The following is a 20,260-nucleotide window of genomic DNA, read 5'->3' as shown; positions in this document are numbered from 1 at the left end:
GTGCCATGACCACTGTCCACCATTCGCCGCGCGGTCCGCCTCATCCTCTCGGGGTGAACGTGCGAGAAGGGCGAGCATCCCCGGGCCTCACGGCCGGCCGTCCCCCGTGCGGATCCGGACGGCGGTCACCTTGTACTCGGGGCACCCGGTGACACTGTCCTGCACGGGTGAGGTGAGCCTGTTGACGCCGGCGTCCGGGAAGTGGAAGCCGGTGAAGACCTCACCGGACGGGACCTCGTCGGTGATCCTGACCGGCAGCGTCACCGTCCCGTGACGGCTGGAGACCTCCACCCGTGCGCCCTCGAGGACACCGAGAGCGGCGGCGTCATCGGGGCACAGGTCGATCGTCTCCTGCCCGAGCAGGTCGAGGTTGCCGGTGCGGCGGGTCATGCTGCCCGTGTTGTAGTGCTCCCCGCGGCGTCCGGTGATGAGCAGGAACGGGTAGTCGTCGTCGCACGATTCACCCGGGGGCAGGTACGGCCGGGTCCCGAACCGGGCCCGGCCGTCCGGTGTGGCGAACCCGTCCTGGTAGAGCCGTGGGGTCCCCGGTGCCTCGGCCGCGGTGCACGGCCAGTGCACGGGACCTCCACGATCGAGCCGGGCGTGGCCGACCCCCGTGAACAGCGGTGCCACTGATGCGCACTCCTCCAGGGCCGCCGCCGGCGTCGGACACCCCAGCCGGGCGCCCATGGCCGCGGCGACGGCGTGGAGCACGTCGAAGTCGGTGCGCACCCCGGCGGGGGCGTCGACCGCGGGCCGTACCCGCTGGAAGCGACGGTCGAAGTTGACGAAGGTGCCGTCCTTCTCGAGCCACGCCGCCACCGGCAGGACGACGTCGGAGGCCTCGGCGGTCGCGCTCAGGAACAGGTCGCTGCAGATCACCAGAGGACAGGCGTCGAGCGCGGCCCGGACGGCGCCGCTGTCCGGCGCGGTGGAAAGCACGTCCTCGCCGATCACCCACAGGGCCTGCAGCGCTCCCGAACGGGCGGCCTCGAACATCTGCGGCATCCGCAGCCCGGGCCGGTCCGGGACGCCCGCCTGCCAGGCCTCGTCGAAGCGCATCCGGGCACGGGGATCCGCGACTTTCTGGTATCCGGGCAGCATGTCCGGCAGTGCACCCATGTCACTGGCACCCTGGACGTTGTTCTGTCCCCGGAGGGGGTTGATGCCGCCTCCGCCTCCGGGACCGACCGCCCCGCAGAGCAGGGCCAGATTGGCCAGTGCGCGGACACCGTCGGTGCCATGGAGGTGTTCGGTGACACCGAGCCCGTAGAAGATCATCGGGGTCCGGGACTCACCGTACAGGTGGGCCGCCCCCTCCAGCTGCCCGACGGGAACCCCGGTGATCGCAGCGGTCCGTTCCGGCGGATACTGCGCCAGCAGGGCGCGGAACTCGTCGTACCCGGCGGTATGGGAGCGCAGGAATGCCTGGTCCACCAGACCGTCACGGATCAGCACGTGGGCGATGCCGTGGAACAGCGCGACGTTGGTCCCGGGAGTGGGCCGCAGGTGGATGTCCGCGTGCCGGGCGAGGGGCGTCCGGCGCGGATCGATGGCGATGAGGCGGGCGCCGTCGATCACCCGCTGGAGCAGCCGTGCCCCGACCACCGGGTGCGCGTGGGTGGGGTTGGCCCCGACCAGCATGATGGTGTCGCTGTGGTCCACGTCCTCGAACGGGTTGGTGCCGCCACCCAGGCCGAACGAGGCCACCAGGCCCGAGGCCGAGGGCGCGTGGCAGACCCGCGCGCAGTTGTCGACGTTGTTGGTGCCCATCACCGTCCGGGCGAACTTCTGGACCAGGTAATTCTCCTCGTTGGTGGCCCGGGCCGAGGCGATCACCGCGAAGGCGTCGGGGTCGAAGCCCCGCACCCGGGACAGTTGCCGTGCCACGTGGCCGATGGCCTCGTCCCAGGTGGCGGGGACCAGTGCGCCGTCCCGGCGGACCAGGGGGGTCTGCAACCGCTCGGGCGAGGTCAGGAAACCGTGGGCGAAGCGTCCCTTGACACAGGCGTGGCCGCGATTCAGTGCCCCGTCCGTGACCGGTTGTACCGTGGCGATCTCGTTCCCCCGGGTGAGGACGTCGAGGGTGCACCCCACCCCGCAGAAACCACAGGTGGTCCGGGTGCGGCGCTCCAGGGGCCGCGGGTCCAGCAGGCCGGGCTCGGAGAGCGCACCGGTCGGACAGGCATCCACGCAGGCCCCGCAGGAGACGCAGTCGGACGTGGCCCAGCTGTCCCCCCGGCCAGGGGCGACGACGGTGTCCGGTCCGCGCCCGGTCAGCGTGAGGGCGAACGTGCCCTGCACCTCGGCGCAGGCCCGGACGCACTTTCCGCAGGCGATGCACAGGTCCCGGTCGAGCTTGACGTAGGGGTGGGAGTGATCGGTGCCGCGGTGGGCCGGGGGCTCGGGCACGTCGAGCGGCGCCACGTCGAGCGCCTCGCACTGGCGGACCAGTTCGCTGCGGTCCGCCGGCACGTCCAGGGCGCGGGGCGGCAGGCCGGCGACGATGATCTGCAGTGCGTTCCGGCGGGCCGGGGCGGCCTGCTCGGTGGAGACCTCCATGCCGGCCTGGGCAGGAGAGCTGCAGGCCGGAACCAGCCCCCGACCGGTCACCGCGACCAGGCAGGTGCGGCACGAGGCCACCGGGGTGAGCCGGTCATCGTGGCAGAGCGTCGGAACGGTCCGGCCCAGGGCCCGGATCGCGTCGAGCAGGGTCGCGCCGGCAGGAACGTCCACGCCGGTCCCGTCCACGGACAACCAGATCACGTCCACCCCCGGAGGCCGTAGACCCGGACGAGACCGCGCACGGCGGCTGGGACACGGCGGCCGAAGGCGCAGAGGCTGGCCTCGGACATGGTCTCCAGCACCCGGACCCGTGGTGACGGGTCGTCGGTCGCGACGTGTTCTGCGGCGAGCAGGCGGCCCAGCCGGCTGCCCACCCGGCAGGGTGAGCACTGGCCGCAGCTCTCCGTCTCGGCAAACGCCCAGAGGTGGGCGAGCACCTCCTCACCGGTGAGCCGCTCGTCGAAGGCCACGACTCCGGCATGGCCGAGGGCTGCACCACGTTCGGCCAGAGAGGCGTCCGTCAGCGGGGTGTCGAGTTCCGCCGGGGACAGGAAGCCCCCCAACGGGCCACCGACCTGCAGCGCCCGCAGGACCGCCCCCTGGCGCAGTCCACCGCCGAGGTCCTCGACCACCCGCCGCAGGGAGATGCCCGGTTCGACCTCGTAGGCACCCGGACGCGCGAACCGTTCGGAGAGGCACACGACCAGCGTGCCGGGCTGTCCCGGCGCGCCCATGGCGGCGTAGGCGGCGCCGCCGTGCTGGATGATCCAGGGAACCGCCGCGAGCGTCTCGACGTTGTTGACCACCGTGGGCCGGCCGGAGAGTCCCCGGTCCACCGGGTACGGCGGCCGTGGGCGCACCACCCCCCGCAGTCCCTCGAGGCCGTTCAGCAGGGCGGTCTCCTCCCCGGACACATAGGACCCTGCACCGACGGCCACGCGGACGTGCAGGTCCACACCGCTGCCGTGGACGTCGGGGCCGAGGTGACCGTCGGCCTGGGCCTGTGCGAGCGCCGTGCGCAGGCGCTCGACGGCGCGCGGGTACTCGGATCGGACGAACACGATCCCGGTGGCCGCACCGGTCGCGAAGCAGGCCAGGGCGAGTCCCTCGAGCAGCCGGTGCGGGTCCCCCTCCATCAGCAGGCGGTCGACGTACGAACCGGGATCGCCCTCGTCCCCGTTGGCCACGACGACGCGCGGGCCCGGCCGGGCGCGGGCCGCCCGCCACTTGCGTGCCGTGCTGAAGCCGGCTCCACCGCGCCCGGTCAGCCCGGCGGCCGCGACCTCAGCCAGCACGGCGTCCGGAGACCCCGTGGAGACCACGGTGGGCCAGACCGCCCAGGGCTCGCCCGCGCCGAGCAGTCCCGCCGTCACCACCGGCGTCCGGCTGCGGCTGTGGACCTCCGCCACAGGATCGCGACGAGGAGACAGTCCCTGCAGCTGGGCCGATACGTCGGCCCCGGCGCAGGGCTCATCGCCGTCGAGGGCCGCCGGACCGCCGTAGCAGTAGCCGAGGCACCGAACCTCCTGGATCGACACCGAGCCGTCCGCGCTGCGCGAGCCCACCGCGACGCCCAGTCCCGCCTCCACTTCGGCCACGTGCGTCCCGCCGCTGGCGGCGCGACAGGCGGCAGCGCCGCAGAGGCGGACGTGCCGTGGAGCCCGGGGCGCGGAGTAGTCCGCGAAGAACGTTGCCGGTCCCCGCACTGCCGCTGCGGGCACGCGGAGCCCTGCGGCGGTGCGTACGGGATCGGCGCCGCCCCGGAGCAGGTCCGGGACGGTGTCCAGCGGCCGGTCGAACCTCTGTGCGTACCGGGCGAACGGACTGCGATCGAGGCGGGCCGGTTCCCGGTCCGCGGGCCGGTCCTCCGGGGCCGGTCGAGGCGTGCCCATGGCGCCATCATCCCAGCCTGCCGCGGGCCGGACCAGAGCCGGCGGACGAGGTGCCGGGCAGCCGGCGTCGAGGACCGGGCACCCGGGGTGCCCCGAACCTGTCCCGGCGAGCACGACGTTTCCTACAGTGGCCTCATGGGAACGCCGGGGACTCGGGTGCTGCGTGGCCGGCGCGGCGACACGCTGCGGGTCTGGTGGGACGCCCGCCGGGCACATCGGCAGGGGACCGAGGCGCTGCATGCCCGCCAGCGGGAGCGGCTGGCCGAACTGGTGGCCTATGCCCGGCAGCACTCCACCTACTATCGGCGGCTCTACCGGGGCCTACCGGACCCCCTTGAGGAGGTCACCCGGTTGCCGGTGTCGGACAAGACCGCGCTGATGCGCAACTTCGACGAGGTCGCCACGGACCCGGCGGTCACCCGAGAGGCGGTGGAGGCCTTCGTGGCGGACCCGGCCCGGATCGGGGAGCGATTCCTCGGCCAGTACCTCGTGGCCACCACGGCCGGCACCACCGGCACCCGGGGGATGTTCGTGCTGGACGACCGCTACTGGGCCGCGACCTCCGGACTGATGGCCCAACTGACCCAGGACTGGCTGTCGGCGCGCCAGGTGCTGGCACTGATGGTCCACGGAGGGCGGTTCGCGGGGGTCGTCGCCACCGGCGGGCACTTCCTGTCCGTGGCAGCCAGCACCCGCGAGCAGCGGGAGAGACCGCGACGCCACCGGGGACTGAGGATACTGTCCATCCACCGTCCCCTGCCCGAGGTGGTGGCCGAGCTCAACGGGTTCGGCCCGCTCCTGCTGGGGGGCTATGCGAGCATGCTACGCCTGCTGGCCACCGAGCAGGAGGCGGGGCGGTTGCGGGTGAGTCCGGTGCTCGTGCTCAGCACCGCCGAGGGCCTGACGTCCGAGGAACGGATCCGGATCGGGCGGGCCTTCGGCGCGCCGGTGCGGGAGGTCTACGGGTGCACGGAGTCCGGTTACGCCGCGTCCGGTTGCGCGGAGGGCTGGTTGCACCTGCTGGAGGACTGGGTGATCGTCGAGCCGGTGGACGCCGAGCACCGCCCGGTGCCGCCGGGAGTCGTCTCGCACACGGTGCTGATGACCAACCTCGCCAACCGGGTCCAACCGGTCATCCGCTACGACGTCGGCGACCGGTTGCTGGTGAGTCCGGACCGCTGCCGTTGCGGCAATCCGTCCCCGGCGATACGCGTCCAGGGGCGGGCCTCGGATGTCCTGACCTTCCGCACGGCGAGCGGCGAGGACGTGATCGCGGTGCCGCCGCTGGCCCTGGGCACCGTCATCGACCGCATCCCCGGGGTGGAACTGTTCCAGGTGCTCCGGACCACTCCCACCAGCCTGTCGCTGCGCCTGCTGCCGGCCCCCGGTGCCGATCCCGTCCAGGCCTGGGCGTCGGCGCTGGCCGGGCTCACCGGGCTGCTGACCGACCTGGGCCTGCCGGACGTGACGGTGGAGCAGGACACCGAGCCGCCCGAGCAGGGTCCCGGCGGGAAGTTCCGCACGGTCATCCCCCTGGCGCCGAGACCACCGGCACCGCCCGCGGACACCACCGGGGACCGATCCTGACGGGTCGACGCGGAACCTTGACGCGGCGCATCCCAGCCCCCACCCTATGGACCAGGACAGTCCCACCGTCTGCCAGTTCCCGTTCTGCTTCGGAAAGCCGTCCAGACCATGGTTGCACCACCCGGGCCGGTCACGCGATGGCAGGAGATCCCCAAGGACCCCCTGTCCTGGACCGTGCGGCCCAACCTCGAGGACTATGACGCGGCCTGCGCCGGCTTCAGCTGGCAGCAGGCCCGCCAGCAGTTGTCCGGCGTGCCGGGTGGAGGCCTGAACATCGCCTACGAGGCCGTCGAGCGTCATGCGGCGGGTGCGCGTGCCGGCCACGAGGCGTTGCGGTTCGTCGGTCCGGACGGCGACGTCCGGTCGCTGACCTACAGCGCCCTGGCCGAGGTCGTGGATCGCTTCGCCAGTGTGCTCCGGGGCCTGGGCGTCGGCGCCGGGGAACGGGTGTTCTCCCTGATGGGGCGCCGACCGGAACTGTACGCGTCCGTGCTGGGGACGCTGAAGCACGCCGGTGTCTTCTGCCCGCTGTTCTCCGCGTTCGGCCCGGAACCGGTGCGGATGCGCCTGGAGCTCGGCGACGCCCGCGTGCTGGTGACCACCCTCGCCCTGTACCGCAAGAAGGTCGCCCCGGTCCGCGCGGCGCTGCCCGGACTCCGGCACGTCCTGCTCGTGGACGCCGACGGCCACGCGGAACCGGGCACCCTGGACCTGCAGGACCTCATGCACCGGGCGCCACCCTATGGGAGCACCGCCAGGACGCGGGCGGAGGACATGGCCCTGCTGCACTTCACCAGCGGCACCACCGGCAGGCCCAAGGGGGCCGTCCATGTCCACGAGGCGGTGGTCGCACACCACGCCACGGGGCGTTTCGCCCTGGACCTGCACCCGGAGGACGTCTACTGGTGCACCGCGGACCCGGGGTGGGTCACGGGCATGTCCTACGGCATCATCGCCCCGCTGGTCCACGGCATCACCACCGTCGTGGACGAGGAGGAGATGGATCCGCTGCGCTGGTACCGGATCCTGGCGGAGCACCGGGTCACGGTCTGGTACACGTCCCCGACAGCGCTGCGGATGCTCATGAAGGCCGGCGACGAGGCCGCCCGCGGCCAGGACCTGTCCGCGCTGCGGTTCGTGGCCAGCGTCGGGGAACCGCTGAACCCGGAAGTGGTCGTCTGGGGCCGGCAGGTCCTCGGTCATCCCGTCCACGACAACTGGTGGCAGACCGAGACAGGGGGCATCATGATCGCCAACCTGCCGGCCCTGCCCATCCGTCCCGGCTCCATGGGACGGCCCCTGCCCGGTGTCGAGGCGGCCCTCATCGCGCGGGACGAGCACGGTGAGCCGGTGCTGCGCGGTGGCCGGGCCACCCTGGTCAACGACGCGGACACCGTGGGCGAACTGGCGTTGCGACCGGGGTGGCCGTCCATGTTCCGCGGGTACCTGGGCGAGGAGGAGCGGTACCGCAGGTGTTTCGTGGCCGGGTGGTACCTCACCGGCGACCTGGCCCGCCGTGACGCCGACGGTTACTACTGGTTCGTGGGCCGCGGTGATGACGTGATCAAGTCCTCCGGTCACCTGATCGGCCCCTTCGAGGTCGAGAGCCTGCTGATGGAACACGACGCCGTGGCCCAGGCCGGGGTCATCGGCCTGCCGGACGCGGTCGCCGGTGAGGTGGTGAAGGCCTTCGTCGAGCTGCGTCCGGGCCACGACCCCAGCGATGACCTGCGCAGGGACATCATCGGCTTCGCCCGCCGGCGGCTGGGCCCCGCCGTGGCACCGCGACTCCTGGACTTCACGCCCTCGCTCCCCCGGACCCGCAGCGGCAAGATCCTGCGCCGGCTGCTCAGGGCCCGCGAACTGGGCCTGCCAGAGGGCGACGTATCGACCGTGGAGGTACAGGGATGACCCACCGCACGCCACCCACCGGGTCCCCGGGCGTCCCCGAGGCCGCTGGACACCTGCTGCGCCAGATGCTGCGGGTCCGCCGTCTCGAGGAACAGTGCGTCGAGCTCTACAGCGCGGCGAGGATCCGGGGGTTCCTCCACGTCTATATCGGCGAGGAGGCCGTGGCGGCGGGCATCATGTCCGCGCTCGGCCCCGAGGACGCCGTGGTGGCCACCTACCGTGAACACGGACACGCGCTGCTGCGCGGCGTCCCGGCCGGAGCGATCCTGGCCGAGATGTACGGCCACGTGCAGGGCTGTTGCCGCGGACGGGGTGGTTCCATGCACCTGTTCGACGCGGCCACGCACTTCTACGGCGGCAATGCGATCGTCGCCGGGGGGTTGCCCCTGGCGGTCGGCATGGCCCTGGCGGAGAGGATGGCCGGACGGGCCCGGGTGACGGCATGCTTCTTCGGCGAGGGCGCGGCCGCCGAGGGCGAGTTCCACGAGAGCCTGAACCTGGCCGCGCTGTCGCGGCTGCCCGTGCTCTTCTGCTGCGAGAACAACCTCTACGCCATGGGCACGGCGCTGGCCCGGTCCCAGTCCCAGACGGACCTGGCCCTCAAGGCCGCGGCCTATGAGCTCCCGGCCTGGAGCGTCGACGGCATGGACGCGCTCGCGGTCGAGGAATCGGCCCGTCGGGCCGTGGACGCTGTGCGGGCCGGCGGCGGCCCGCACTTCCTGGAACTGCGCACCTACCGGTTCCGGGCCCACTCGATGTTCGACCCCGAACGCTACCGGGACAAGGCGGAGGTCGCCCGCTGGACCGAACGGGATCCCATCCTGTCACTCCGCCGCTCCCTGGAGGCGACGGACCGGTTCTCCGAGGACGACTGGAACGCGCTGGACCGCGAGGTGGCCGCGGAGATGGAGGCGGCCGTGCGGTTCGCCGAGGCGGGGGCCCCCGAGCCCCTGGACGACCTGCAACGCTTCGTCTACAGCGAGCGGTGAGGACATGGAGACGACCTACCGCGAGGCCATGCGCACCGCCATCCGCGAGGCGCTGCTGCAGGATGACCGGGTCTTCCTGATGGGTGAGGACGTCGGGGCCTACGGCGGCTGCTTCGCGGTCAGCCTCGGACTGTTCGAGGAGTTCGGTCCCGAACGGGTCCGTGACACCCCCCTGTCGGAGTCCGCCTTCGTGGGGGCCGGCATCGGGGCCGCGCTGAACGGGATGCGGCCGATCGTGGAGATCATGACGGTCAACTTCAGCCTGCTGGCCCTGGACCAGATCGTGAACAACGCCGCGACCCTGCTGCACATGTCCGGTGGGCAGTTCAACGTTCCCCTGGTGATCCGCATGACGACCGGGGCCGGACGCCAGCTGGGGGCCCAGCACTCCCACAGCCTGGAGGGCTGGTTCGCCCACGTGCCGGGCCTGCGCATCCTCACCCCGGCCACCGTGGAGGACGCCCGGGGGATGCTGTGGACGGCCCTGGAGGACCCGGACCCCGTCCTGATCTTCGAGCACGGTTCGCTGTACAACCTGTCCGGGGAGCTCGCCGAGGACGCCGGCCCCGTCGACATCCATGCGGCCGCGGTCCGGCGTGAGGGCGGTGACGTCTCGCTGATCACCTACGGCGGCACGTTGCCGCTGACCCTGGAGGCCGCCGATCGACTGGCCGCCGAGGGTATCGAGGCCGAGGTCCTGGATTTGAGGACGCTGCGCCCCCTGGACGACGCGGCGATCCTGGCCACCGTGGTCAAGACCCACCGGGCCGTCGTGGTGGACGAGGGCTGGCGCAGCGGCAGTCTCTCCGCGGAGATCAGCGCCAGGATCACCGAGTCGGCCTTCTACGAGCTCGACGCCCCGGTGGCGCGGGTCTGCAGCGCCGAGGTCCCCATTCCCTACGCCCGTGACCTCGAGCTGGCCGCCCTGCCCAGCGCGGAGCGGGTCGTGGCCGCGGCCCGCGAGGCGGTGGGCGGCGGTGGGTGAGTTCCGGATGCCCTCGCTGGGGGCGGACATGGAGCGGGGCAAGCTGGTGGAATGGCTGGTCACACCGGGTGACTACGTCCACCGGGGTGACGTGATGGCCACCGTGGACACCGAGAAGACCGTGATGGAGGTGGAGTCCTTCGAGGACGGCGTCATCGCCGAGTTGCTCGCCGCACCCGGTGAGACGCTCGCCGTCGGCGCGCCGATGGCGCGCATCACGCCCACGCCGGCCACCGTCACCGCCCCTCCGGTGACTGCTCCGGCCGGCACACCCGCCGCCCCGGCGGAGGCGGGTGTCGAACGGGAGCACACGAGCCCACCACCGGGGTCGGGAGCGCCGTCGGCCACACCACCGGTCCGCCGCCTGGCCCGCGGCCTGGGCCTGGACCTGACCCGGATCACCGGCACCGGCAGGGGCGGTCACATCACCCGGACGGACGTGGAGCGCGCCGCGGCCCGGCAGCGGCCCGACGCCGGCTCCGTCCGGCCGGTCCGCATCTCACCGCGAGCGCGCCGGCTGGCCGGTGAGCTCGGCGTCGACCAGACCACCGTGGCGGGCACCGGCCCGCGAGGAGCCGTCACGGGAGAGGACGTCCTCCGCGCGGTCAGGGGGAACGCCCCCGCGGACGTCGAGAGTCACCCCGGGGCACCACGCGGCCCGGGACCGGCGACTGCGCCGGCACCGGCACCCCCTGACACGGGGCAGCGCGCGACCGGGCTGCGCCGCAGGATCGGGGCGCTGATGTCCCGCTCGAAGAAGACCATCCCCCACTACTACCTGGGGACCACCGTCGACCTGCAGGCCGCCGTGGCATGGATGCGCGCGGTCAACGCGCAGCGGCCCGTCTCGGCCCGGCTGGTCCCGGCGGCACTGTTGCTCAAGGCCTGCGCCCTGGCCGCCCGTCAGGTGCCGGAGGTCAACGGTTTCTACACGGAGGCGCGGTTCCGCCCCAGTCAGGCCGTACACCTGGGGGTCGCCGTCGCGCTGCGGGAGGGCGGGTTGGTCGCCCCGGCGATCCACGACGCGGACACGTTGACCGTGGACCAGCTGATGGAACGACTGCGTGACGTCGTCACCCGGGCCCGCGCCGGACGCCTGCGCCGAGCGGAGATCGCGGACCCGACCCTCACCGTCACCGCACTGGGCGACCTCGGCGTCGACACCGTGTACGGGGTGATCTACCCCCCGCAGGTGGCGCTCGTCGGCTTCGGCCGCGTCCGGGAGAGGCCCTGGGCCCAGGACGGCATGCTCGCGGTGCGCCAGTCCGTCACCGCCACCCTCTCGGCCGACCACCGCGTCAGCGACGGCCTGCGCGGAGGGCGCTTCCTCGACCTCGTCGACGAGATGCTGCAGAGACCGGAGGACCTATGAACGAGCACGAGGCACGCGCGGCGGTGTACGCGGCGATCACGCAGGTGGCCCCCGACGTCGAGACCCAGGGCCTCGACGACCGTTCCCGGCTCCGTCAGGACCTGGAGCTGGACTCACTGGACTTCCTGGCCCTGGTGGAGCACCTGGCGCGTCACGCCGGCGTGGACGTCCCGGAGGGTGACTACGGACGGGTCGGCACCGTGGCCTCCCTGATCGCCTACGTCGCCGAGCACGCCTGAGGCCGCGGGGACCGACGGTGGACGACCCCGGGCTGACGTGATCACGATGCAGCGTTCAACGCACGGCCCGTGCACCGGGCGCAGGGCTCGCGGATAGGCCCCTCCCCCATGGACACCGCGGACCGTGAGGCCTCACCTCCGGGCTTGACCTCGGCAGAGGCTGCCCGGCGGCTGGGGCAGTCGGGACCCAACGAGCTCCCCCGCATCCATCAGGTGCCCGGGTGGCGGCGGTTCGCGGGCCAGTTCACCCACTTCTTCGCCGTCCTGCTCTGGGGCGCGGCCGGGCTGGCGTGGATAGCGGGCATGCCGCAACTGTCGATCGCGGTGATCGCCGTGGTGGTGATCAACGGCGTGTTCGCCTTCGCCCAGGAGGAACGGGCAGCCCAGGCCGCCGCGCGGCTCCGGGAGCTCCTGCCCGCCCAGGTCACGGTGCGTCGTGATGGCCGGCGCATGCCGATTCCCGCCTCCGAGGTGGTGCCCGGTGACATCATCATCCTCACGGCCGGTGACCGGTTGCCCGCCGACGTGCGCTTCGTCGAGGCGGACAGCTGCACGGTGGATGAGTCCATGCTCTCCGGGGAGAGCATGCCCGTGGTCAAGGGCACGGGAAGCGATGGCTTCGGGGGCACGTTCCTGGCCAACGGGTCCGCCGAGGCCGAGGCCACCGCGACAGGGTCGGCGACCCGGCTGGCGGCCATCACCACCCTGACGGGCCAGGCGGTTCCGCCACCCACGCCGCTACAACGCGAGTTGCGCCGCATCGTCCGCATGCTCTCCTCGGTGGCCCTGGGCCTGGGTGCCGCCTTCTGCGTCGTCTCGCTGCTGGCGGGAACACCGCTGAGGGACGCGTTCCTCTTCGCCATCGGTGTGGCGGTGGCGATGATCCCCGAGGGACTGCTGCCCACGGTGACCCTGTCCCTGGCCATGGGAGCCCAGCGGATGGCGGGCCGCAACGCGTTGGTGCGGAACCTGCAGGCGGTGGAGACGCTCGGATCGACGACGTTCATCTGCACGGACAAGACCGGGACGCTGACCCAGAACAGGATGAACGTCGTCGAGGTCTGGACCCCGGCCGGGACCGTCTCGATCGACGGCGAGGGATATCACCCCGTGGCGACGGTGGACGGACCACCACCGGCCCGTGCCGCCGCGACCGATGCGGCGTGGGCGGCCCGGGCGGCGTCCCGGGGACGTATCCGTCAGCACGAGGAGGACTGGCTGCCCGACGGCGACCCCATGGAGGCCGCACTCGATGCCCTGGCGCACCGCCTGGCCGGCCCGGAGGGCGTGCACGCCACCTCCGTCACCCGGCGGTTCGGCTTCGATCCGGACCGGCGCCGGGAGTCGGTCGTCGTCGGGGGCGACCTCCTGGTCAAGGGCGCCCCGGAGAACGTGTTGACCCTGTGCCTCGACCGTGACCAGGTGGGCCTGGCCTCGAGGGTCCTGTCCGGCATGGCCGCCCGCGGCCTGCGCGTCCTGGCCGTGGCCCGGCGTCCCCTGGGCCGGACGGAGGCCCCGGGGCCGGACACCACCGCATCAGAGCTGGAGCACGGCCTGACCCTCGTCGGCCTGATCGCCCTCCAGGACCCGCCGCGGCACAGTGTCCCCCCGGCACTGCGCCAGGCCCGCCAGGCCGGCATCAAGGTGGCCATGATCACCGGGGACCACCCGGTCACCGCCCTCGCGATCGCCCGGCAGACCGGCCTGTGCCTGGACACCCCCGTGGTCGTCGAGGGCAAGGACCTGCCCCAGGACGAGCGGGCGCTCGGTGTCCTCCTGGACCGGGACGGCATCGTGGTCAGCCGCGTCTCACCGGAACAGAAACTCGCCATCGCCCGCGCACTCCAGCACCGCGGACACGTGGTCGCGATGACCGGAGACGGGGTCAACGACGGCCCGGCGCTCAACGAGGCCGACATCGGCGTCGCCATGGGTGCATCCGGAACGGACGTCGCCCGGGAGGCCGCCGACCTGGTCCTGCTCGACGACGACTTCGCCACCATCATCACCGCCGTCGAACAGGGCCGGGCCACGTACACCAATATCCGCCGCTTCCTGACGTACCACCTCACGGACAACGTCGCAGAGCTCACCCCCTTCGTCGTCTGGGCCCTGTCCGGGGGAAACGTGCCGCTGGCACTGGGCGTCCTGCAGATCCTGTGCCTGGACATCGGCACCGACCTGCTTCCGGCGCTGGCCCTGGGCGCGGAGAAGCCCGGGCAGCGGGTCCTGCTCAAGCCGCCCGAACGACGCCACCTGATGGACGCGCCGCTGCTCGTCCGGGTCTTCGGGGTGCTCGGGCCGACCCAGGCCCTCATCCAGATGCTCGCGTTCCTGGTGGTGCTCGGGTCCGCCGGGTGGACCTGGGGGGCCGAGCCGGCACCCGCCCTCCTGGCCGCCGCCTCCGGGGCGGCCTTCACCACCGTGGTGCTGGCGCAGATGGCCAACGCGTTCGGGTGCCGCAGTGCGACCCGGCCCGCCTGGCGGCTGGACTGGACGGGAAACCACCTGTTGCTCTGGGCCGTGGCCGCCGAGTGCGTCCTGCTCCTGGGCTTTCTCTTCATCCCGCCGGTGGCCGGCGCACTGGGCCACGCGCCCCCGCCACCGGTGGGAACACTGATCGCCCTCACCGCCATCCCGGCTCTCCTGGTCGTGGACGGGCTCCACAAGACGTTCCGGCACCGCAGGCGAGGCTGATGCTCCCCGGTACCGGTCCGCTCCCGGGGTGCCGTTCCCCGCGCGCCGGTGCTCCCCTCAGTCCTTGCTGCGGTGCGTGATGAGCACCGGGCACGTGGCATGGGCCGCCACCGCAGAGCTCACCGAGCCCAGCAACAGGCCCGCGAATCCGCCGCGGCCCCGACTGCCCACCACCACCATCCGGGCCCCCTCGCCGAGGTCCCGCAGAACCCGGGCCGGCGGGCCCTGCCTCACCTCGGTCTCCAGGCCCCGGGGACGGTCGTCACCGAACGCCGTCCGCAGGGCCTCGTCCAGTTGCTCCCGGGCGTCATCCTGGAAGTTGTACTCGAGCCGGTAGGGGTACTCGGCGGCCGTGACCGGCATCTCCCATGCCGTGACCGCCTTCAGCGTGCACCCCAGCGACTCGGCCAGGGTCCTGGCCTCCCGCAGGGCCTGCAGCGAGGCCTCGGACCCGTCGACGCCGACCACAATCTGTTGCGAACCCTGCACCGTGTCCCCCTACGGGTTGTCTGCACCACTCGCGGCACCGGACATCCGCCTTCTGCCCCCGGACGAGGGGCGAAGCAGGCCGGTCGCGACTCGATCGTGGAGTCACCCTAGGCGCCACCGGCCGGACCGCACAATATCCACGACGCCGGCACCCGCGGCTCCGGCCCGCACGGCTCCGGCCCGCCAGCCGAGACCTTCTGCCCGCGGGGAGCGGCGGTGTACCGTGACGGCGTGATCGTGCCCCAGACCCCCCAGGACGCCGTGGCGGTCGCCGGCCACTATGACGAACTGGATCCGGTCTATCGCCGGGTGTGGGGTGAGCACGTCCATCACGGGCTGTGGGAGACGGGTCGCGAGACGCCCGCCCAGGCCGTCGAGGCCCTCGTCGAGACGGTCGGGGATCGCCTGCGCCTCCGGCCCGGCGAGGCGTGCGTGGACATCGGTTGCGGCTACGGGGCGACCGCCAGGCAACTGGCCGCCGGGCGCGGGGTTCGTGTCACCGGCTTCACGCTGTCCGCCGTACAGGCCCGCCACGCCGCCGCGCATCCCACGCCCGGCGTGGAGATCCACCACCGCGACTGGTTCGCCAACGCGCTGCCCGAGGGATCGGCTGACGCCGCCTGGGCCATCGAGTCGACCGAGCACATGGCCGACAAGCCCCGGTTCTTCGCCGAGGCCCATCGGGTGCTGTCACCCGGCGGCCGCCTCGTCGTCTGCGCCTGGCTCGCCGATCCCGCCGCGAGCGAGTGGACGGTTCGCCACCTGCTGGAGCCGGTCTGCCGCGAAGGGCGACTGCCCTCGATGGGCACGCGCGAGGAGTACGAGGCCATGGCACGGGCAGCAGGGTTCACGGTCACCGGTTACGAGGACGTCAGCCGGCGCGTCGCACGCACCTGGACGATCTGCGCCCGCCGACTGCTGAAGGCCCTGGCCATGGATCGCGACGCCCGCCGCCTCGCGCTGCGCGGACGCCATCGTGTCTTCGCCGTCACCGTGCCCCGCCTGATCCAGGCCTACCGCACCGGGGCGATGCGCTACGGCATCTTCACGCTGGCGGCGGCGGGTGAGGACGCGGCGCCGGAGTGAGAGACACTGCGCGGACCGATGGAGTCTTGGCCGGCGTCAGGGTGCGTCACTAGGCTTCGGACGAGGATGCCACTGCCGTGAGGAGTCGCCATGTCGCGTCCCGCCGTTCCCCTCCCGCCCGGACGCCGCCGGCGACAGCGCGCGGTCCTGACCGTCACGGCCCTGGCCTCTGTCCTGGGCCTGACCGCGGCCTGCTCCGCCCCCTCCCCCGGGCCGACGGCAGCCTCGGACACGGCGGGCGTGGACGCCGGCGAGCTCCAGTCCACCTTCCAGGACGCGGCCGCCGCGCTGGAGGTCCCGGGTGCGTTCATGCTCCTGCGCACCCCGGAGGGGGAGGTCCTCGGCTCGTACGGCACCGTCAGCGCGGACGAGACGCTGCCGCCCCGAGCCGACCATCATCTGCGGGTGGGATCGAACACCAAGACCTGGACCGGGACGGTCATCCTGCAGTTGGCGCAGGAGGGCGTGCTGGACCTCGACGATCCCATCGCCGCCTACCGGCCAGACGTGCCCAACGGCGAGAACATCACGATCGAGCAGTTGCTGTCGATGCGCAGCGGACTGTACAACTACACGCTCGACCGGGGCCTGAACCAGGCGATGGACGAGGACCCCGAACGGGCCTGGGACCCCGAGGACCTGCTGGCCATCTCGTGGGAGCACCCGCCCAGTTTCGCCCCCGGTGCGGGCTGGGAGTACTCGAACACCAACACGGTCCTGTTGGGACTCGTGGCCGAGCAGCTGGAGGGCGAGCCGCTGGAGAGGATCTTCGCCGACCGGCTCTTCACGCCGCTGGGCCTGGCGGACACCCTGTTCCCGGCGCGGTCGTCGAACCGGATCCCCGAGCCCTACGCGCACGGGTACATGTTCGGCTCCAACGTCCTGACGATGGGCACGCCCCCCGCACTACCGGAACGGATGCAGGAGCAGGCCCGGTCGGGGGCCCTCGACCCCGTCGACCGGACGTTCGACAACCCCTCCTGGGGCTGGGCCGCCGGCGGCGGGATCTCGACGGCCCACGACCTGGCGGACTGGGCCGAGGCCCTGACCGATGGCCGACTGCTCGACGAGGAGTTCCAGCGGCTGAGGATGGAGAGTCCCCGCTCCACGGGCGGGGACCAGCCGGGGTCGGCCCGCTACGGACTGGCGATCGCGAAGTTCGGCGAACTGTACGGTCACACGGGAGAGCTGCCGGGCTACAACTCCTTCATGGGCCACGACCCGGACCGCGACATCACCCTGGTGGTGTGGGCGAACCTCGCACCCACGCCGGATGGGCGGGACCCGGCGACGACGATCGCCCGGACGCTGGTCGATTCGATCTACCCGGTCGGGAACTGAGCGGTCCTGCGCACCCCCGTCCTCCGCACCCCCGTCGTCCGAATCCCGTCGTCCGCGCCCGGTCGTGCGGGTCGCCGGGTGCCGGGCGACTGCCCGGCACCCGGCGACCCACCACCGCATGGGCGGCGTGCGGTCCTAGGCGGGGATCATCCCGTGCGGATCGATCACGTACTTCCTGGCCGCCCCCTGGTCGAACTCCTTGTAGCTCCGGGGAGCGTCGTCCAGGCTGATGGTCGTGGCGTTGACGGCCTTGGAGATATTGGCCTTGTCGGCCAGGATCAGCTTCATCAGCTTCCGGTTGTACCGCTTCACCGGGCACTGACCCGTGGTGAACGAGAGGGACTTGGCCCACCCCGTGCCCAGCTGCACACCGATCTGGCCGACCTTGGCGTTCTCGTCGACAGCCCCCGGATCCCCGGTGACGTACAGGCCCGGGATACCCAGGGCACCGCCCACCTGGGTGACCGACATGATGTCGTTGAGGACCGTGGCGGGTGCCTCGGCGGCGTTGGCGCCGTGACCGCGGGCCTCGAATCCCACCGCGTCCACCGCGGCGTCGACCACGGGGACGCCCAGGATCTGCTCGATACGGTCCGGCAGGGCGCCCTCCTGGCTCAGGTCGATCGTCTCGCAGCCGAAGCTGGCCGCCTGCTTCAGCCGGTCGGCGTTCATGTCTCCCACGATGACCGCCGAGGCACCCAGCACCTGCGCCGAGAAGGCCGCGGCGAGGCCCACCGGACCGGCACCCGCGACGTAGACGGTGGAACCGGTCGTGACGCCGGCGGTGAATGCGCCGTGATACCCGGTGGGGAAGATGTCGGAGAGCATGGTGAGGTCGAGGATCTTCTCGAGGGCCTGGTCCCGGTCCGGGAACTTGAGCAGGTTGAAGTCCGCGTAGGGGACCATCACGTACTCCGCCTGGCCGCCGATCCAGCCGCCCATGTCCACGTAACCGTAGGCCGCACCGGGACGGGCGGGATTCACGTTGAGGCAGACACCGGTCTTGCCCTCATTGCACATCTGACAGCGGCCGCACGCGATGTTGAAGGGCACCGAGCAGATGTCACCCTCCTTGACGAAGAGCACGTCGTCTCCGGTCTCCACGACCTCGCCCGTGATCTCATGACCGAGCGACTGGCCGACCGGCGCGGTGGTGCGGCCACGGACCATGTGCTGGTCGCTTCCGCAGATGTTCGTGGCCACCAGTTTCAGGATGGCGGCATGGGGTGCCTTCTGCTGGATGCCCATCTTGCCGGCGACCTCGGAGGGCAGTTCCAGCTTGGGGTAGTCGATCGTCTCGACGGCGACCTCGCCTGGGCCCTTGTACACGACTACACGGTTTCCCGTCATGGTTCTTCCTCTCGATGGCTGTCCCCCGACCGCGTGATGCGGACCGAGGACAATCGCTGTGATCGCGATCCGGTGATTGTTTATTCGGTGGGTTCGGGTCTCTGGCCGCGCTCTTCCGCCATCGACTGGTCGTCGGCGCGCGGCTCGGGCTCGGGGACGTCTCGGGGGCGGGCGATGAAGTCGTAGGCCAGCGCGGCGGCCGCGCTGCCGATGAAGGGACCGATGACGTACAACGGGTACTGGGACCACTCGACGTCACCGCCGAAGAGGGTCTGCACCAGGTTCGGTCCGAAGGTCCGCGCCGGGTTCAGTGAACCACCGGTCAGGGGGGCGATGACCAGGATGGCGCCCGCGACAGCCAGGCCGATGATCAGGCCCGCCCAGCCCTTGGGCGCCCTCCGGTCGACGGCCACCGCCATGATCGCGAGCATCAGGAAGAAGGTCCCCAGCACCTCGGCCACGATGCCCTGGCCGTACGAGACACCGGTGCCCAGGGCCGTCGCACCGCTGCCCATGTCCACGGCCCGGGTCCCGAACGAGGCCACCAGGAGCAGGCTCCCGACCGCGGCCCCGATCAGCTGCGCGAGGACGTAGGGCACCAGCTCGGCCCAGGGGAAGCGCCGGGTCACAGCCAGCGCGAAGGTCACGGCGGGATTGATGTGGGCACCGGACACGGCCAGGAACGCGTAGATGGCCACTGCGACGGCAATGGCGAATCCCAGGGAGATGAACCCCACCCCCGGATACGTGAGTTCACCGTTGCCGGCCGTCAGGGCCGCCAGCACGGTGCCGACGCCGAAGATCACCAGTACCGCCGTGCCCAGCATCTCGGCCACGAGCCGGCGCATCAAAGTCGGAGTCATTTTCCACATTTCATGTCGGGACAGGGAAATAGTTAACGAAATGCAACTGACCTGGAATGCTGCGAGCGTAAGCAGGGTCCTCGGAGGGAGTCAATGGGTCATCCTCGCGCGGCGGCGGAGGCCGGAGACCCGGGGGCAGACCGCCTCGTCCCTCAGTCCTGGGGACCGCTCCGCCGGCCCGGCTCGTCCTGGGAGGGTTCATCGTCGGCGAAGCTGCCCGTGGCGACCGGCCCGGCCAGTGCGTAGGTGGCCATCACGACCCCGGACTGCGAGACCTCGTGCTCGGTCAGGCGGAGACCAGCCGGGATGGTCCCCTCCGCGAAGAGCCGCTTGCCGGGACCGAGCAGCAGGGGGAAGACCAGGACCCGGAACTCGTCGATCAGCCCGGCGGTCAGCAGGGACTGGATGAGGTTGCCACTGCCCTGCAGCAGCAGGTCGGGTCCGTCCTGGTCCTTCAGCGCGGCGACCTGTTCCGGGACGTTCCCGGACAGGACCGTGGTGTGTTCCCAGGCGGGGTGGTGCAGTCGGTGGCTGGCCACGTACTTGTGTGCCCGGCTGAACGCCTCCCCCACGAGCGAGTCCGTGTGATGGGGCCAGTAGGCGGCGAAGATCTCATAGGTCCTGCGTCCCAGGAGCAGGTCGAACTGGGTGGCGAAGGTCCGGTCCATCCACGAGCCCATGGACTCGTCGAACAGCGGGGCGGTCCACCCGCCGAGGGTGAAGCCCCCCGTGCGGTCCTCGTCGGGCCCTCCGGGAGCCTGCATGACGCCGTCGAGGGAGACGAACGTGCTGGAGATGAGCTTTCTCATGGCGGCAGTGAAGCCCACCGCGCGGGACGACGGCCACTCCGATCATGCGCCGTTCGGCCCGTCCGGCCGGGGGGAGCTCGCGAAA

The 20,260-nt window shown here is 72.0% G+C and carries 15 protein-coding genes; 9 read left to right on the top strand and 6 right to left on the bottom strand.

Going from position 1 to position 20,260, the window contains the following annotated elements; translation table 11 throughout:
- Positions 1–87 precede the first annotated feature (87 nt).
- A complete protein-coding gene (fdhF, locus tag GGQ69_RS04975) occupies positions 88–2,766 on the bottom strand; it encodes a formate dehydrogenase subunit alpha (RefSeq protein ID WP_370577105.1) in 2,679 nt (892 codons plus the stop codon).
- Positions 2,763–4,457 (bottom strand): NAD(P)H-dependent oxidoreductase subunit E, encoded by a 1,695-nt coding sequence (locus tag GGQ69_RS04970; RefSeq protein ID WP_183525383.1) that lies wholly within the window; start codon positions 4,455–4,457, stop codon positions 2,763–2,765. Before GGQ69_RS04970 ends, fdhF begins: the two co-directional genes overlap by 4 nt.
- Before the next feature lie 135 nt (positions 4,458–4,592).
- Between GGQ69_RS04970 and GGQ69_RS04965 the strand changes: the two genes are divergently transcribed.
- The 7 genes from GGQ69_RS04965 to GGQ69_RS04935 all read left to right on the top strand — a co-directional run bounded on the left by GGQ69_RS04965 (position 4,593) and on the right by GGQ69_RS04935 (position 14,237).
- Entirely contained in the window at positions 4,593–6,044 is a 1,452-nt protein-coding gene (locus GGQ69_RS04965) for a phenylacetate--CoA ligase family protein (protein WP_183525380.1), read from the top strand.
- Between the two features lie 108 nt (positions 6,045–6,152).
- Positions 6,153–7,955, top strand: coding sequence for an acetate--CoA ligase (gene acsA, locus GGQ69_RS04960; protein ID WP_183525377.1), 1,803 nt, complete (start codon positions 6,153–6,155; stop codon positions 7,953–7,955).
- Positions 7,952–8,944: a pyruvate dehydrogenase (acetyl-transferring) E1 component subunit alpha gene (gene pdhA / locus GGQ69_RS04955; RefSeq protein ID WP_183525374.1), complete on the top strand. Its 993-nt coding sequence runs from the start codon at positions 7,952–7,954 to the stop codon at positions 8,942–8,944. The genes acsA and pdhA overlap by 4 nt, the downstream gene beginning before the upstream one ends.
- 4 nt (positions 8,945–8,948) lie before the next feature.
- Positions 8,949–9,929, top strand: a complete 981-nt coding sequence (locus GGQ69_RS04950) for an alpha-ketoacid dehydrogenase subunit beta (protein WP_010144692.1) — start codon at positions 8,949–8,951, stop codon at positions 9,927–9,929.
- Between the two features lie 7 nt (positions 9,930–9,936).
- A complete protein-coding gene (locus tag GGQ69_RS04945; RefSeq protein ID WP_221243348.1) occupies positions 9,937–11,301 on the top strand; it encodes a dihydrolipoamide acetyltransferase family protein in 1,365 nt (454 codons plus the stop codon).
- On the top strand, positions 11,298–11,540 hold the full coding sequence (locus tag GGQ69_RS04940; protein WP_183525368.1) for an acyl carrier protein: 243 nt from the start codon (positions 11,298–11,300) through the stop codon (positions 11,538–11,540). The genes GGQ69_RS04945 and GGQ69_RS04940 overlap by 4 nt, the downstream gene beginning before the upstream one ends.
- Before the next feature lie 108 nt (positions 11,541–11,648).
- Positions 11,649–14,237 carry a cation-transporting P-type ATPase gene (locus GGQ69_RS04935; RefSeq protein ID WP_183525365.1) on the top strand — a complete coding sequence of 863 codons (2,589 nt, stop codon included), beginning with the start codon at positions 11,649–11,651 and terminating at the stop codon, positions 14,235–14,237.
- A gap of 57 nt (positions 14,238–14,294) precedes the next feature.
- Here the strand turns inward: GGQ69_RS04935 and GGQ69_RS04930 are convergent, their stop codons facing one another.
- A complete protein-coding gene (locus tag GGQ69_RS04930) occupies positions 14,295–14,726 on the bottom strand; it encodes a universal stress protein (RefSeq protein ID WP_183525362.1) in 432 nt (143 codons plus the stop codon).
- Between the two features lie 231 nt (positions 14,727–14,957).
- Between GGQ69_RS04930 and GGQ69_RS04925 the strand changes: the two genes are divergently transcribed.
- Together GGQ69_RS04925 and GGQ69_RS04920 are read left to right on the top strand one after the other, a co-directional pair.
- Positions 14,958–15,812, top strand: coding sequence for a class I SAM-dependent methyltransferase (locus GGQ69_RS04925; protein WP_183525359.1), 855 nt, complete (start codon positions 14,958–14,960; stop codon positions 15,810–15,812).
- 90 nt (positions 15,813–15,902) lie between these two features.
- Positions 15,903–17,153 carry a serine hydrolase gene (locus tag GGQ69_RS04920; protein WP_183525356.1) on the top strand — a complete coding sequence of 417 codons (1,251 nt, stop codon included), beginning with the start codon at positions 15,903–15,905 and terminating at the stop codon, positions 17,151–17,153.
- Positions 17,154–17,288: 135 nt separating this feature from the next.
- Here the strand turns inward: GGQ69_RS04920 and fdhA are convergent, their stop codons facing one another.
- The 3 genes from fdhA to GGQ69_RS04905 form a co-directional block, all read right to left on the bottom strand.
- Entirely contained in the window at positions 17,289–18,503 is a 1,215-nt protein-coding gene (gene fdhA, locus GGQ69_RS04915; RefSeq protein WP_183525352.1) for a formaldehyde dehydrogenase, glutathione-independent, read from the bottom strand.
- An 80-nt stretch (positions 18,504–18,583) separates the two neighbouring features.
- Positions 18,584–19,366 (bottom strand): MIP/aquaporin family protein, encoded by a 783-nt coding sequence (locus GGQ69_RS04910; RefSeq protein ID WP_183525349.1) that lies wholly within the window; start codon positions 19,364–19,366, stop codon positions 18,584–18,586.
- Between the two features lie 152 nt (positions 19,367–19,518).
- Positions 19,519–20,175, bottom strand: coding sequence for a dihydrofolate reductase family protein (locus GGQ69_RS04905; protein WP_183525346.1), 657 nt, complete (start codon positions 20,173–20,175; stop codon positions 19,519–19,521).
- Positions 20,176–20,260 lie beyond the last annotated feature (85 nt).

This window comes from Micrococcus sp. TA1 (assembly GCF_014199555.1).
In the GTDB taxonomy this organism is placed as follows: domain Bacteria; phylum Actinomycetota; class Actinomycetes; order Actinomycetales; family Micrococcaceae; genus Citricoccus.
Note: the sequence above shows the minus strand (reverse complement) of the source record. Positions and strands in the feature narration are given on the sequence as shown.